At 67.1% G+C, this 13,435-nt stretch carries 12 protein-coding genes; 5 read left to right on the top strand and 7 right to left on the bottom strand.

Annotated features, from left to right (window positions below; genetic code table 11):
• Positions 1–151 precede the first annotated feature (151 nt).
• Positions 152–877 (bottom strand): hypothetical protein, encoded by a 726-nt coding sequence (locus MUB46_RS00235; protein WP_261613849.1) that lies wholly within the window; start codon positions 875–877, stop codon positions 152–154.
• Between the two features lie 175 nt (positions 878–1,052).
• Between MUB46_RS00235 and MUB46_RS00230 the strand changes: the two genes are divergently transcribed.
• The gene (locus MUB46_RS00230) at positions 1,053–1,700 is read left to right on the top strand and encodes a LysE family translocator (RefSeq protein WP_261613848.1); all 648 of its coding nucleotides are present in this window, start codon (positions 1,053–1,055) and stop codon (positions 1,698–1,700) included.
• 4 nt (positions 1,701–1,704) lie between these two features.
• Here the strand turns inward: MUB46_RS00230 and MUB46_RS00225 are convergent, their stop codons facing one another.
• Together MUB46_RS00225 and MUB46_RS00220 are read right to left on the bottom strand one after the other, a co-directional pair.
• A complete protein-coding gene (locus MUB46_RS00225) occupies positions 1,705–2,130 on the bottom strand; it encodes a TIGR02301 family protein (protein WP_261613847.1) in 426 nt (141 codons plus the stop codon).
• Positions 2,131–2,184: 54 nt separating this feature from the next.
• Entirely contained in the window at positions 2,185–2,700 is a 516-nt protein-coding gene (locus MUB46_RS00220) for an NUDIX hydrolase (RefSeq protein WP_261613846.1), read from the bottom strand.
• 26 nt (positions 2,701–2,726) lie between these two features.
• On the opposite strand from MUB46_RS00220, the gene MUB46_RS00215 reads away from it, so the two are divergent.
• Entirely contained in the window at positions 2,727–3,485 is a 759-nt protein-coding gene (locus tag MUB46_RS00215) for an SOS response-associated peptidase (protein WP_261613845.1), read from the top strand.
• 82 nt (positions 3,486–3,567) lie between these two features.
• On the opposite strand, the gene MUB46_RS00210 is transcribed toward MUB46_RS00215, so the two are convergent.
• From MUB46_RS00210 to MUB46_RS00200, 3 genes are all read right to left on the bottom strand, one after another.
• Positions 3,568–4,005, bottom strand: coding sequence for a GNAT family acetyltransferase (locus MUB46_RS00210; RefSeq protein ID WP_261613844.1), 438 nt, complete (start codon positions 4,003–4,005; stop codon positions 3,568–3,570).
• A gap of 137 nt (positions 4,006–4,142) precedes the next feature.
• The gene (locus MUB46_RS00205) at positions 4,143–5,486 is read right to left on the bottom strand and encodes a ferredoxin reductase family protein (protein WP_315902695.1); all 1,344 of its coding nucleotides are present in this window, start codon (positions 5,484–5,486) and stop codon (positions 4,143–4,145) included.
• Between the two features lie 232 nt (positions 5,487–5,718).
• Positions 5,719–7,134 carry an FAD-binding oxidoreductase gene (locus MUB46_RS00200; RefSeq protein WP_261613843.1) on the bottom strand — a complete coding sequence of 472 codons (1,416 nt, stop codon included), beginning with the start codon at positions 7,132–7,134 and terminating at the stop codon, positions 5,719–5,721.
• A gap of 458 nt (positions 7,135–7,592) precedes the next feature.
• Here MUB46_RS00200 and MUB46_RS00195 point away from each other — a divergent pair, with 458 nt between their 5' ends.
• The 3 genes from MUB46_RS00195 (at position 7,593) to MUB46_RS00185 (ending at position 12,261) form a co-directional block, all read left to right on the top strand.
• Positions 7,593–8,444 carry a sulfotransferase gene (locus MUB46_RS00195; RefSeq protein WP_261613842.1) on the top strand — a complete coding sequence of 284 codons (852 nt, stop codon included), beginning with the start codon at positions 7,593–7,595 and terminating at the stop codon, positions 8,442–8,444.
• 155 nt (positions 8,445–8,599) lie between these two features.
• Positions 8,600–10,330: an adenylate/guanylate cyclase domain-containing protein gene (locus tag MUB46_RS00190; RefSeq protein WP_261613841.1), complete on the top strand. Its 1,731-nt coding sequence runs from the start codon at positions 8,600–8,602 to the stop codon at positions 10,328–10,330.
• 116 nt (positions 10,331–10,446) lie between these two features.
• The gene (locus tag MUB46_RS00185; protein WP_261613840.1) at positions 10,447–12,261 is read left to right on the top strand and encodes an adenylate/guanylate cyclase domain-containing protein; all 1,815 of its coding nucleotides are present in this window, start codon (positions 10,447–10,449) and stop codon (positions 12,259–12,261) included.
• Between the two features lie 50 nt (positions 12,262–12,311).
• Here the strand turns inward: MUB46_RS00185 and MUB46_RS00180 are convergent, their stop codons facing one another.
• The gene (locus tag MUB46_RS00180) at positions 12,312–13,307 is read right to left on the bottom strand and encodes an L-threonylcarbamoyladenylate synthase (protein WP_261613839.1); all 996 of its coding nucleotides are present in this window, start codon (positions 13,305–13,307) and stop codon (positions 12,312–12,314) included.
• Between the last annotated feature and the right edge of the window lie 128 nt (positions 13,308–13,435).

Raw genomic sequence — 13,435 nt, 5'->3', positions numbered from 1 at the left:
TAGTCTTTGAAATCGCTGGGATTTCTGGAATAAAGCCGACTACGATTCGCAGCGTGGCGTAATCGTTCCCGGTTGGCAAGCCGTTCGCCGCCACGTGGTAAAGGCGGGGCGGCCCGGATCGGGGCCGGGAATGCAGGGCGGGCGCGTGGGCTCAGTCGCCGGCGACGAAGAAATGCCAGGTGCCGTCCGGGCCGATGCCGAGCCGATAGAACATGTAGGCGCCGAATTCCTCCATGCCCTGCCGGTCATGCGGCGTGATCAGCTTGTAGAGCTCGACCTCCTGCGAGGGCGTCAGCGAGTCGAGAGGCAGGGCTTGGAAGTAGGGCCACACGTACATTTCCTGCGGCGTGCCCTCGTCGAGATGGACGAAGCCCGCTTCAAGGATCTCGATCATGATCGCCAGGATCTCGCGCCCCTCCGGGTCGCCGCCGGCCTGTCTCCAGTAGTCGATCGGATCGGTCTCGCCGCCGAAGGAGACGATCGGCGGCAGCTCGTTGGATTCGAGCACGACGCGCATGCGTTCGAGGTCGCCGCTGTGGGCCGCCTCCATGATCTGCTCGCGCATGCGCCTGACCGGCGGTGGCAGCAGAGACCAGTCGTAGAGGACCTGCGGCAGCGCGTCCCCATCCGCCGGTATGCCGTCCCCCGGCGGGACATCCTCCGGCGCGCCGTCCTCCGCGGCGTCTTCGTCCACGGGCGCGACCTGGATCGTTTCCGTCTTCACCTTGTTCTGTGCGAACGCCGGGTTCTGCGCCAACGCTGGGTTCTGCGCGAACGTTGGGGTCTGCGCGAACGCTGTAGGGGCGGCGGCCGGCGCGGCCGCAATCGCGGCGGCGAACAGCATGGTGGCCAGGATCGTGGTCTGATCGGGATACATGGCGCCATGATCGCCGTGCGGGCGGCCCGGTCAAGTCGCCTGTTCGCAACGCGCCCGGTTCGACCCGTCGCGGCGACAGGCCTGGCGGCAATGAGCCTGTTGTGACGGCGGCCCGGACGCCATAAGAACGAAAGACGAGAGATTTCTTAAAGGCGCGCCGGTAGTCTCGAGGGATATGAACAGCCTGTTGGTCATCCCGGTCGGACTCCTGATTGGTATCGTCGTCTCGGCGCCGGTCGGACCCGTCAACGTCATCTGCATCGGCCGCGCCCTGCATTTCGGCTTCTGGCCGGCGGTTCTCGCCGGCGTCGGCGCGGCGCTCGGCGACGGGCTTCTGGCACTGATCGCGGCGTTCGGCATCAGCGCCGCGGCCGAGGCCGTCACCAGCCACAGCGAGTTCATCAAGCTTGTCGGCGGCGTCATCCTGATCGTGTTTGGCGGGTTCATCATCGCGACGCCGCCGCACGGCTCGCCCCGCGCCGCCGCGCATATGGGCGATTCCGCGGTGCGCATCGTGCCGGCGACCTTCCTGATCACCATCACGAACCCCGGCGCGCTGCTCGGTTTCATCGGCATCTTCGGCGGCATGATCGGCAACGACCTGCTGCCGGAGGGCGACTATACGGCGGCGGGACTGATGGTTCTGGCGGTCAGCGGCGGAGCGCTGCTGTGGTGGGCCGGGCTCGCCGCCTTCGTCTCGCGCATCCGCCATCTGCTGTCGGAAAGGACGCTGCGGCGCATCAACATCGTCTCCGGCATCCTGCTCGCCGCCTTCGGCGGCGCGCTGATCCTAGACGTCCTGCTGACTCACATCATTCCGTAGTCCGCTACTGCCCGTAGCGGGTGGCGATGCGTTGCGCGATCTCCGCGCCCTCGGCCATGTAGTTGTTGATCACCCAGACGGCGGTCTCGGTGCAGGTATGATAGGTCTGCTCGAAGCCGCGATAGCCGCGATTGAAGCTGTCGACCAGCTTGGCGCGCCGTTCCGTGGACGGATTCTCCGCGTCGATGAGTTGCTGCATCATCGTGCGCCAGGTCTGGCCCTCGTCGGCGTCGCAGAGCTGGCGCAGGTAGTGCACGGCGCCGAGGATCTCGGCGAGCCGGTGCATTTCCCTTTCGTAGGGCGGTGCCGTCGGCAGAGTCTGGGCGGTCGCCGGGCCCGATACGGGCGCAAGCGCCGGCACCAGTGCCGCCGCCAGGGCGATCACACCGGCGCGCGCGGCCTTGCCGATGGCGGGCTTCCGTTTCTCCATGGGACCATATCTAGTCCGCCGCGCCGCCGATCTCAATCGGCTCTCCCCGTGCGGCTATTCGCGCGCCAGCAGGTCCGCCGCCTTGTCGACCACCGCCGGCGTGCCGTCGGTCAGGGGCAGCCCGGACAGGTCGTCGGGACGCCGCCAGGCGATTTCCGCGGCTTCCGGGCTGGTTTCGCCGTTGCCGGAGAGCCAGCGCGCGGCAAACGACACGATGACGTAGTGCCGCGCCACCGCGCCGGCCGCGTCATGCCGGATCACCTCGACCACGTCGGCGACGCCGAGGATCTCCGCCCTTACCCCCGTCTCCTCGAAAACCTCGCGCGCGGCGGCCGCGCTGAGGGCCTCGCCCGGCTCGACCAGCCCGCCGGGCAGGCTCCAGAGGCCGTCGAGCGGCGGCCGGCCGCGGCGGGCAAGCAGCACCTTATCCTCGCGAAACACCGAGGCCGATACGGCGACAAGCGGCGTCTTCGGATAGGCGCGGGGGTCGGAATCGGTCGAGCGCGTCATTGCCGGCGAGACTAGCACGGTGAAGCGGGCGTTGATGCCATCCCGTCGACTGTGCTTCAAAGCGGCATCGACATGGAGGCAAGCGCATGTGCGGCCGCTACAGCCTGTCCCTGCCGCCGCAGGAGATACGCGCCTTTTTCGGCTTTCCCGAACAGCCCAACTATCCGCCGCGCTACAACATCGCGCCGACCCAGCCGATCGCCGTCGTCCGTCTCGTCCACGGCCAGCGTTCCTTCGCGCTGATGCGCTGGGGGCTGTTGCCCTCCTGGCTGAAGGATCCCAAGGGATTCCCGACCCTGATCAACGCGCGCGGCGACACGGTGGCGACCAAGCCCGCCTTTCGCGGCGCCATGCGTCATCACCGCTGCCTCATCCCCGCCGACGGGTTCTACGAGTGGCAGAAGACCGATCTCGGGCGCAAGGTGCCGCACCTGATCCGCCGGCCCGATCGCGGGCCCTTCGCCTTCGCGGGGCTGTGGGAAACCTGGCTCGGTGCCGACGGCAGCGAGCTCGACACCGCCACGATCGTCACCACCGACGCCAACAAGACGCTGATGCCGCTGCACGACCGCATGCCGGTGGTGGTGCAGCCGCGCGATTTCGACCGCTGGCTCGACGCAGAGGCGAACGCGCCGAAGGATGTCGCCGATATCCTCGAGCCCGCGCCGGAGGATTTCTTCGAGGCCTTCCCGATCTCGACGCGGGTCAATTCGGTGGCCAACGACGATCCGGCCATCCAGACGCCGCTTGCCGAGGCGACGACACCGCCGGCGGAAACGCGCGAGGCGCCGAAAAAGCCGACGAGAAAGACCGACAAGGACGACGGCCAGATGAACCTGCTGTGAGGTGCGGCCGCTTCACCCGGTTCTCAGGCCGCATGCCCTGACCGGCCCAGCGGTGACGCTGTGTTGATGCGGCGACCGGATATCACGCAGGTTTCTTCGCCGGATCGAGCCATTTCGCCATGTTGACCCGTTCCTCGACGTCGTAGCCGACCGATGTGTAGAAATCGATCACCTTGGTGTTGTCGGTGCGCACCATCAGGTTGAGCTTCCACACGCCCTGGCCGCGCAGCCAGTCCTCGGCTGCGGCCATGATCTCGCGGCCGAGCCCGCTGCCCTGGCGTCGCGGATCGACGCAGACGTAGTAGACGGTGCCGCGGTGGCCGTCGTGGCCGACCATGGCGCTGGCGGCGATGGCCCCGTCGGCGCGGCCGACGAGGATCGTGGCGCTCGGCGCCGCGCGGGCGAAGGCGATGTCGGTGTGCGGATCGTTCCACGGCCGGGTCAGGCCGCAGCGCGCCCACAGGTCGGCCACGGCCTCGACATCGGCGTTGGTGATTTCGGTGACGGTGAGCTTGGGCATGGGCGCCTCCTGACGGCGGAGAAGCCGGCGCTTCTACACGACCTAGCCCGGATTGAGAATGCCCTTCGGATTGGGCATCGGGGGCGAGCGTCGGTCTTGATGGCGCGCATCGGCTCCGGTCCGACCCGCGTCCCCGATCACCGCATCGAGAACAGCTCCTGATGGAACCGGGCCTCCACGTCGAACCCGTGGGCGGCCAGGTCCGTTCGCAGCGCCTTGCCGAAGCCGGTCGGCCCGCAGAACCAGATGCTCGCCTCGCGCCAGTCCGGCACGGCCTCGCGAATGCGCGCGCCGCTGAGCCGGCCGTGCCGCGCGTCCACCAGGATGTGCAGTCGAACGTCGGCGGCCTTGGCGTCTTCCGCCAGCCGCGCCAGGGCGTCCTCGTCCACGTCCGCCGTGGTGTGGAAGAGGTCGACGACCTGGCCACGGCGGTCCGTTTCCGCCCGCGCGAGATACTTCATCCGGGAGATGAACGGCGTGATGCCGATGCCGCCGCCGACCCAGATCTGCCTCGGCCGGTCGTCGTCGAAGGTGAAGCAGCCGTAGGGACCTTCGACCTTCACCCTCTGGCCGATGCTGAGCTTGTCGGCCAGAAGGCTGGTGTGGTCGCCGAGCGCCTTGGTGACGAAGGTGATGCGCGGGTCGGCCGGATCCCAGGCCGATGCGATGGTGTAGGGATGCGCGCCCTCGTGCGCGTCCGACGTGGCGAAGGCGAACTGGCCGGTCTTGTGGCCCGGCCATCCCGGTTCCATGGCGATTTCCGATTCCAGGGCGCGTACGCCGGGATAGCGGCGCAACAGGCAGATCGTGCCGTGCACCTGGCGGCCGGCGCCGATCCGGCCGGTCAGCGCGACGAGCGCCGCATAGGTTCCCGGGATCAGAAGCAGCGCCACCACGATCCCGATCGGCGTGGTCCAGTGAGAGAACTGCACCAGCACGACCGAGTGGAACACCAGCACCAGGTAGGCGATCGCGATGAGTTTGTGGGTCTTGTAGAACTGGCGGTAGGGAAATCGCGGAACGAGCGCCAGCACGATCAGCAGCACCGCCGCGTAGAAGGCCCATTCGCCGAGGCCCTCCGCCGTGCCGCGCTGGCTCGACAGGAGCTGTTCCAGCGGATTGGTGATTTCCGGGCGCGGCCCGCGTTCCGGCCGCGACAGCAGGCCGTATCCCACCGCCCATTTCGGTCCCTTGGCCCAGAGCCAGTGGACGACCGCGAGGACGAGCGCGGCGATGCCGAACCACTTGTGCAGGCGGTACATCTTGTCGAGGCCGCCGAACCGGGCTTCCGGCCAGCGCGGCCTCAGCGCCAGCACCATGGCGAAGCTCATGGCGGCGACGGCGAGGATGCCGGTGAGCTGCACCATGTCGCTGCGCAGGGCGAAGAAGCCCCGTGCCTGGAATATCTGGAGGTTGAACGCCGTCCAAAGAACGATGAGGAGCGCCAGGGCGCCCCAGAACACGCGGGATATGGCTTTCACTGTCGTCGACCTGTCTCGATTTCGACCGCCGGACCACTGGGCATGATCCTGCAATCTTTAAAGCCGCCCGCGTGGCTACAAAACCAGAAAAACCGGTGGCGTGGTTTGTTCCAGGTCAAACCGGAGGCGCATCGCGGCCTCTGCAATCGATGGCTTTCGTCCCCTCCGGTCATCTTCGCCGCCGATGTCGTCGAGCCCGCGTTGGGCGAATTCGGCGGAGAAGCCGGCGCTTCTACACGACCTTGCCCGGATTGAGGATGCCCTTGGGATCGAGCGTCGCCTTGATGGCGCGCATCATCTCCAGCTCGACCGGGTCCTTGATGTGCTCCATCAGGTTCCGCTTCATGAAGCCGATGCCGTGCTCCGCCGAGATCGAGCCGTTCAGCGCCAGCACGATGTCGTCGATCGCGTCGGTGACCGCGCCCCATTGCGCCATGAAGTCGTCGCGCGCCATGTCCTCGGGCTGCGAGAAGTTGAAGTGCAGGTTGCCGTCGCCGATATGGCCGAAGGGCACGGGCCGCACGCCGGGGATCATCGCGCTGACGGTGGTGATGCCGCGCTCCAGCATCTCCGGCACCATGCCGACCGGCACCGAGACGTCGTTCTTGATCGAGCCGCCTTCCTTGCGCTGCACCTCCGACAGCATCAGCCGGATCTGCCAGAACGCCTCGGCCTGCGCGACGGACGCTGCCACGGCCGCGTCGCGCACCGTGCCGGCCTCGAAGGCGTCCTCCAGGATCGCCTGCATCATCGCGTCGACATCCGCGCCCTTCAGCGGCGAGGACAGTTCCAGCAGCACGTACCAGGGATGGGGCTCGGCCATCGGGTCGCGGGAGCCCTCGGCGTGGCGCAGCACGAAGTCGAGCCCGACGCGCGGCAGGATCTCGCAGGCGGTCAGCTGCGTGCCGGCCTTGGCCCGCGCCGTGGCGAACAGCGCCAGCGCGGCGGCGGGGCTCGCGACGGCGGCGAACGCGGTCGCCATCTCGCGTGGCTTGGGGAACAGCTTGAGCACCGCCGCGGTGACGATACCGAGCGTGCCTTCGGCGCCGACGAACAGGTCCTTCAGGTCGTAGCCGGTATTGTCCTTGCGAAGGCTCCTGAGCCCGTTCCACACGCGCCCGTCGGCGAGAACCACCTCGAGCCCGAGCACCAGGTCGCGGGTGTTGCCGTAGGCCAGTACGGCGGTTCCGCCGGCATTCGTCGACAGGTTGCCGCCGATCTGGCACGAGCCCTCCGAGCCGAGGCTCAAGGGGAACAGCCGGTCCGCCGAGTCGGCCGCCTTGTGGATGTCGTCGAGCACGACGCCGGCCTCGACCGTCATCGTGTCGTTGTCCGGATCGACCGAGCGGATGGCGTTCAGCCGCGACAGCGACAGCACGATTTCGCCGTCATGCGCGATCTGTCCGCCGACCAGCCCGGTATTGCCGCCCTGCGGCACGACCGCGGTGCCGGTTTCGCTGGCGAGCGCCAGGATCGCCGAGACCTCCGCGACCGAGCCGGGCCGCAGCACCAGCGGCGCGCGCCCGCGATAGAGGTCGCGGCGCTCGCGCTGATAGGGCTCGATCTCGTGCGTGTCGGTGATGGCGTATCTGTCGCCGACGAGTGCCGCGAACCGGGCGATGAGCTCCGGGGCAATCGCATGGGCCATGAGGCATTCTCCAGAAGTCACCCGCCTGAGGGAGGTCGATTTGTCGGGACCGGACGGAAGGGCGGCACGGAACCGGCGGAGCCGTCAAGCTCGCCTGTTCGTACTATTAGCGGCGACAATTCCGTTAGCCTAGCATATCGCAGCGGTTGCCGTTGTAGGCCCGGTGCTAGCGGACATGCGCTCTTTACGGCCTACACGGCGTCACGTTAAATGATCGGCACGTCCCACGCCGCAGGCGCCGCCGGGAGATGTCTCCGGCACTCTGACTGCGACGACGTTCAATTTCATGGACGGGGTGAATCGAAGGGGCGGCGGAACGCTGTCGAATCGAACCCCGTTCGGGGCAGGCGTTCAAATCACTCCTATTCGGCGCCAGAGATGTAAGTAGCGGCCGCGCGTAAGAAGCTTCAATTCAGAATGGCGTCTGTCGCAAAAAATCAGAAGAAGAGAGTCGTGTAATGGATCTGGTCATCGTTGGCGCGCAAAAGGCCGGCACCACATGGTTGTTTTCTATGATCAAGCAGCAGCCTCGGGTTGGATTTGCCTTCCAGAAGGAAATTCACTATTTCGATAGGGTGTGTCGTAAGAATTTTTCATTTGAGAAGCGAAAAAAGACAATATTGTCGGGGCAATGGGTCAGTACAGAAGGGAAGACTAAGGCCTACAAGGATTACATAGAATATGTTTTGGATCCGAATAATGCATATACGGATGAGTGGTATAAGAATATTTTTCTGAAAAAGCCGAAGAACAGGCAATTGATGCGGAAGGGGGGCGATATCGTCTTCATGGAGGCCTCTCCCAGCTATATGGCCATGCCGGAGCGCGGCTTCATGCATATGGCCAAACTGCTGCCTGATATCGAGCCGGTCTTGATCGTCAGGGATCCGGTCAGGAGGATGATTTCAGGAACAAGCATGTGGGTCCGGCGCGTTCAGGGCAGGCGTAAGAGCGTTGAGGACAACGATATTATCGGTCACATTGATGCGGGGCAGGTGCTCAGGGGAAAGTATTCTCGGTCCATTCCGCTTCTTAAGAAGTATTTCAAGGGCGTGAACGTCGTGTCGTTCAAGGATATAATTGTTCGACCAGAGGATATTTTGCGTAATATTGAAATAAAATACGGCCTTGATGAAATGGAATACAAAAATATAAGAGATAAGAACAATTCCAAGTCAGGCAAGGTCGTTCTGAGCGACAAGGTCAAGAAGCACATCGCGACCGTTTGCGAGCCTGAGTATGACTACATAAAGTCGGAATTCGGGGCGGATTTTCTCAAGGACATTTCGAACGAGTCCGCCGGTTCGTAGCCTGCGGGGATCGGCGTCACCAGGATGGCGCGGCGCACGTCGGGCCTTCTCGCCTTCCGCCACGTGCGGGGCCATCGGGTCTGGGTGACCTGCGGCCTCTGCAATCGATGGCTATTGTCGTGCTTCGGCTCTAGGCTTCGCCGCGGAGGGAGCCGATGCAACGCCGTCTCGCCGCCATCTTCGCCGCCGATGTCGTCGGCTACTCGCGGCTGGTCCGGGCCGACGAGGAGGCTGTCCTTGTGGCGTTCAAGGCCTTGCGGACGGAGGTCGTCGATCCCGCCTTCGGTGAATTCGGCGGCCGCGTCGTCAAGCTGATGGGCGACGGCATCCTGGCCGAGTTCGCCAGTGCCGTCGGCGCCGTGCGCGCCGCCGCGGCGATTCAGGCCCGCCTGGCCGAGAACAACGCCGCGCTGCCGGCCGATCGGCGTATCGCGCTGCGTTGCGGGGTCAATCTCGGCGACGTGGTGGTCGACGGCGACGACATCCATGGCGACGGGGTCAACGTCGCCGCGCGTCTGGAAAGCCTCGCGCCGCCGGGCGGGCTGTGCATCTCCGATGCCGTCCACGACCAGGTGCGCGACCGTACGGACCTGGCCTTCGAGGACCTGGGCCCCCGCGACCTGAAGAACATCGATCGTCCCCTGCGGGTCTGGCAGTGGCATCCCGGCCGCGTCCGCCCGGCCGCGGCCGTTGCCGCCGAGGGTTCGGCGCCGCCGGTCGACGCCAGGCCGTCCATCGCGGTCCTGCCCTTCGACAACATGAGCGGCGACAGCGAGCAGGCGTATTTCGCCGACGGCATCACCGAGGACATCATCACCGAGATCTCGAAGATCGCCGGGCTGACGGTCATCGCGCGCAACTCGACCTTCACCTACAAGGGCAAGGCGGTGAAGATCCAGGACGTGTGCCGCGATCTCGGTGTCCGCTACGTGCTGGAGGGCAGCGTCCGCAAGGCGGGCGACCGCGTGAGGATCACCGCGCAGCTCATCGACGGCGCGTCGGGCGGGCATCTGTGGGCCGAGCGCTACGACCGCGGCCTCGACGATATCTTCGCCGTCCAGGACGATGTCACGGACAGGATCGTGCGCAGCCTCGAGGTCCGGCTCGCCGGGGCGATGCCGCCCCGCGTCGAAACGACCGTCGCCGAGGCCTATGACTGCCTGCTTCGCGGGCGCGAGCAGTATCGGCGCTTCTCGAGGGACGGAAATCTCGCCGCCCGCACGCTCTACGACAGGGCGATCGCGCTCGACCCGGGCTACGCCGCGGCGCACGCGGCCCTGGCCGAGACCTATCTGCACGAGTGGTTCATGGGCGTTCCCGGCGCGCTCGACCGGGCCGAGGAGCTGGCGCGGAAAGCCAGGGACCTCGATCCGACGCTGCCGCTGGTCTACGAGGCGCTCAGTTCCGTCCATCTCTTCAAGAGGCGGCACGACGCGGCGATCGCCGATGCCGTGCGCTGGGTCGAGGTCGAGCCCGGCAATGCCGAAGCCTACGCCGGGCTTGCCGGCGTGTTGCACTTCGGCGGCCAGCCCGAACGGGTCGCCGGGCTGATCGAGAAGGCCAAGCGGCTCAACCCCTATTATCCCTTCTACTACACGCTCTATGTCGGCCAGTCCCTGTTCACCATGCGCCGCTTCGGCGAAGCCGTGGAAATGATCGCGCGGGCCGTGGCGCACAATCCGGAGTCGCTGCCCTCCCAGTTCTTTCTCGCCGCCGCCTGCGGCCAGCTCGGCGAGACCGGGCGCGCCCACGAGGCGCTGGCCGAGGTCCGTCGGATCAGTCCGGATTTTTCGCTGTCGAAGGCGCGCGCCATCGTCGCGTACCGGCGCGAGGCGGATATGGATCTTCTGCTCGACGGCCTGCGAAAGGCGGGTCTGGAGGACTAGGGCGCCGTGCCTCGGTCCGGCCTGTCGGCGGCGCCCGGGGGCGCCGTGTTCGCGGCAGCGCTCCGGCCGCCACGTTACGCGTGGATTCCTGGATGCTGCGCCGGTAAACTTCCGCCATGGCGGAGGAAACGCAACGCAGGCTGGCAGCGATCGTGGCGGCCGATGTGGTCGGCTATTCGCGTCTGATGGGGGCGGACGAGATCGGCACGCTCGCCGCGCTGCGCGCCTGTCGGTCCGAACTCGTCGATCCCATGATCGGCAGGCACGGCGGCCGCATCGTCAAGACGACGGGCGACGGTTTGCTCTTGGAGTTTCCCTCGGTCGTCGCCGCCGTGGAGTGCGCCATCGCCGTCCAGCAGGGGCTCGCCGCGCGCAACCAGGGCGTCGCCGACGACCGGGCCATCCGCCTTCGGGTCGGCGTGCATGTCGGCGACATCATCATCGAGGGCGACGATATCTTCGGCAACGGCGTCAACATCGCCGCGCGCATCGAGCCCCTGTCGGAGCCCGGCGGCATCAGCCTGTCGGACGATGCCTACCGGCAGGTCCGCGACCGCCTCGAGGTCGCGTGGGAAGACGGCGGCGAGCACGAGGCCAAGAACATCGCCAGGCCGATCCGGATCTGGCGCTGGCGGGACCATCGCGGGCAACCTGCGGCCCTTGGGCCGAGCTCCGGGCCGGCCCCTGCGCCGACCCCCGTATTGGCCCCGGCGCCGAATGGCGCCGAGCCGCTCGAACTGCCGTCGAAGCCGTCGGTCGCGGTGCTGCCCTTCGACAACATGTCGGGCGATCCGGAACAGGAGTATTTCGCTGACGGCATGACCGAGGACCTGATCACCGACCTGTCCAAGGTCTCGGGCCTGTTCGTGGTGGCGCGCAATTCCTCGTTCGTGTTCAAGGGCAAGTCGGTGGATATCCGCGAGGCGGCGCAGCGGCTGGGGGTGCGCTACGTGGTGGAAGGCAGCGTGCGCAAGGCCGGCGCGCATGTCCGTATCAACGTGCAGCTGATCGACGCGCTCAGCGGCGGCCATCTCTGGGCCGAGCGGTACGACGGCAGCGTCGACAACGTCTTCGAGCTGCAGGACGACGTTGGCGCCAAGGTGGTCTCGGCCCTGTCGGTGCGGTTGCGGGGCGACGAGACCGAACGCCTGCACCGGGTCCACACCCACAACCTGGATGCCTACGAGCTCTATGTCCGCGCCAAGGCGACGCCGTTTCCCCCGATTCCCGAGCGCATCAACGCCGCCCGGGAGATGTTCGAGCAGGTCATGGAGATGGCCCCGGACTATGCCGGTGGATACGCCGGGGTCTCCTGGATGCTCGGATTCTCCGCCATTTTCGGCCATGTCGACATGGCCGAAACCGCGGCCCGCGCCGAGGCGCTGGCCCGCAAGGCGGTCGAATGCGACGACAGCTTTGGCTGGTCCTACGTGGCGCTTGCCCAGGCGCTGTTGCTGCAGGGGCGCCACGACGAGGCGATGATCGCGATCGACAAGGCCCACGCCCTCCAGCCGAACGATGCCGACACCCATGCCTACCGGGCCTTCTTCCTGGCCCTGTCCGGCCATCCCGAGCTCGGCGTGGATCCGATCGATCAGGCGCTTCGGCTCAATCCGCAGTTCGTCAACGGGCCGTATCTGAACCTGCGCTGCGTGATCAAGGCGATCGGGCAGGACTACGAAGGTGCCGTTGCGTCCTTCGAGCAAAATATCGCGCGCCATGGCCCGGTCGGCCCGCCCGTGCTGTGCTGGGCGGCGACGGCGTATTGGGCGCTCGGCCGGCGCGAGGAGGCCGCGCGCGTGGCGGCGCGGCTGGCCGAGAGGTTTCCCGCCTTCCGGCTTGAACACTGGAATTTCTTCGAACTCATCCGCTCGCCGGACGATCGCCGCCGCATGCACGATCTGATGCGCGCCGCCGGCCTGCCGGAGTGATGGCTATCGCTCGGTTGCAGCCGAGCGCCGACTGTCCGGTTGCGTGGTTATCACCGCGGCGCCGCGGCGCGCCGCAGCCGGTCGTTGATCGCTTCGCCCAGGCCCGTTTCGGGGATCGGCATGACCGCGATGGTGCCGGCGCCCGAGGCGTCCAGTTCGCGCAGGTAGGTGAACAGGTTCGCCGCCGCGTCGACGAGATCGCCGCGCTCCGACAGGTTGAGCACCGCCCTGGCCGCGTCCGCGCCTTGGGGCAGGGCAGGGCCGAAGGCCAGCAGCGCCTCGTCCGCGCCGACGCGGTCTGCGGCGAGCCGGACCTTGGCCCGCGGCGCGTAGTGGGACGCGAGCATCCCCGGCGCGGCCGGCGCCTCCGGATCGGGCCCCGTATCGCCGGCATGGCGGGCGAGGGGGGCGCCGAGGACGGCCTCGATCTCCCCGGTCGGGATGCCGCCCGGCCGCAGCAGGGTCGGCCGGTCGCCCGTACAGGCGACGATGGTCGACTCCAGGCCGACGCGACACGACCCCGCGTCGACGATCAGGGCGACGGAGTCGCCGACTTCCGCGCTTGCCGCCTCCGCCGTTGTCGGGCTCACCCGGCCCGACCGGTTGGCGCTCGGCGCGGCGACCGGCCGGCCGAGTTTCTCGATGATCGCGCGCGTCACCGGGCTGTCCGGCCATCGGAGAGCGACGGTGTCGAGCCCGGCCGTGGCGAGATCGGAAATGCCGGAGTCCGGGCGTTTCGGCACGACCAGGGTCAGCGGCCCCGGCCAGAAGCGGTCGGCCAGTTTCGATGCGGTTTCGTCGAAGATGCCGTGTGTTTCGGCCATGTCGCGGCCGCAAACGTGCGAAATCAGCGGGTTGAAGCGCGGCCGGCCCTTGGCGGCGTAGAGTCGCGCGACCGCCTCGCCGTTGGTGGCGTCCGCCGCCAGCCCGTAGACCGTCTCGGTCGGCACCACGACGAGCGCGCCGGCGGCGAGATGCCGCGCGGCGGCGCTCGTCCGCGTGTCGTATTCTTCAGGGGAAGTCTCGTTGACGTGCCAGAGTTCCATATCGAGCCGTTGACGATGCGCCCGCCAAGCCTAAAGTGCGCTTCGATCGCTGGGCTCGCTATAGGCCCGGCCGGGAGCGCGCCGTCAAGCGCGCGGAACCGTGGAATTCGCTTGTAGAATGTCAGGGA

It is taken from the genome of Microbaculum marinisediminis (assembly GCF_025397915.1).
Taxonomy (GTDB): Bacteria; Pseudomonadota; Alphaproteobacteria; order Rhizobiales; family Tepidamorphaceae; genus Microbaculum; species Microbaculum marinisediminis.
This window is presented reverse-complemented; position numbering and strand designations above follow the sequence as displayed.

Bases quoted from the DNA above. Each gene is read 5' to 3' on its own strand.
- MUB46_RS00235 (WP_261613849.1), bottom strand. From the start codon at position 877: ATGTATCCCGATCAGACCACGATCCTGGCCACCATGCTGTTCGCCGCC.
- MUB46_RS00230 (WP_261613848.1), top strand. From the start codon at position 1,053: ATGAACAGCCTGTTGGTCATCCCGGTCGGACTCCTGATTGGTATCGTC.
- MUB46_RS00225 (WP_261613847.1), bottom strand. From the start codon at position 2,130: ATGGAGAAACGGAAGCCCGCCATCGGCAAGGCCGCGCGCGCCGGTGTG.
- MUB46_RS00215 (WP_261613845.1), top strand. From the start codon at position 2,727: ATGTGCGGCCGCTACAGCCTGTCCCTGCCGCCGCAGGAGATACGCGCC.
- MUB46_RS00210 (WP_261613844.1), bottom strand. From the start codon at position 4,005: ATGCCCAAGCTCACCGTCACCGAAATCACCAACGCCGATGTCGAGGCC.
- MUB46_RS00200 (WP_261613843.1), bottom strand. From the start codon at position 7,134: ATGGCCCATGCGATTGCCCCGGAGCTCATCGCCCGGTTCGCGGCACTC.
- MUB46_RS00195 (WP_261613842.1), top strand. From the start codon at position 7,593: ATGGATCTGGTCATCGTTGGCGCGCAAAAGGCCGGCACCACATGGTTG.
- MUB46_RS00190 (WP_261613841.1), top strand. From the start codon at position 8,600: ATGCAACGCCGTCTCGCCGCCATCTTCGCCGCCGATGTCGTCGGCTAC.
- MUB46_RS00185 (WP_261613840.1), top strand. From the start codon at position 10,447: ATGGCGGAGGAAACGCAACGCAGGCTGGCAGCGATCGTGGCGGCCGAT.
- MUB46_RS00180 (WP_261613839.1), bottom strand. From the start codon at position 13,307: ATGGAACTCTGGCACGTCAACGAGACTTCCCCTGAAGAATACGACACG.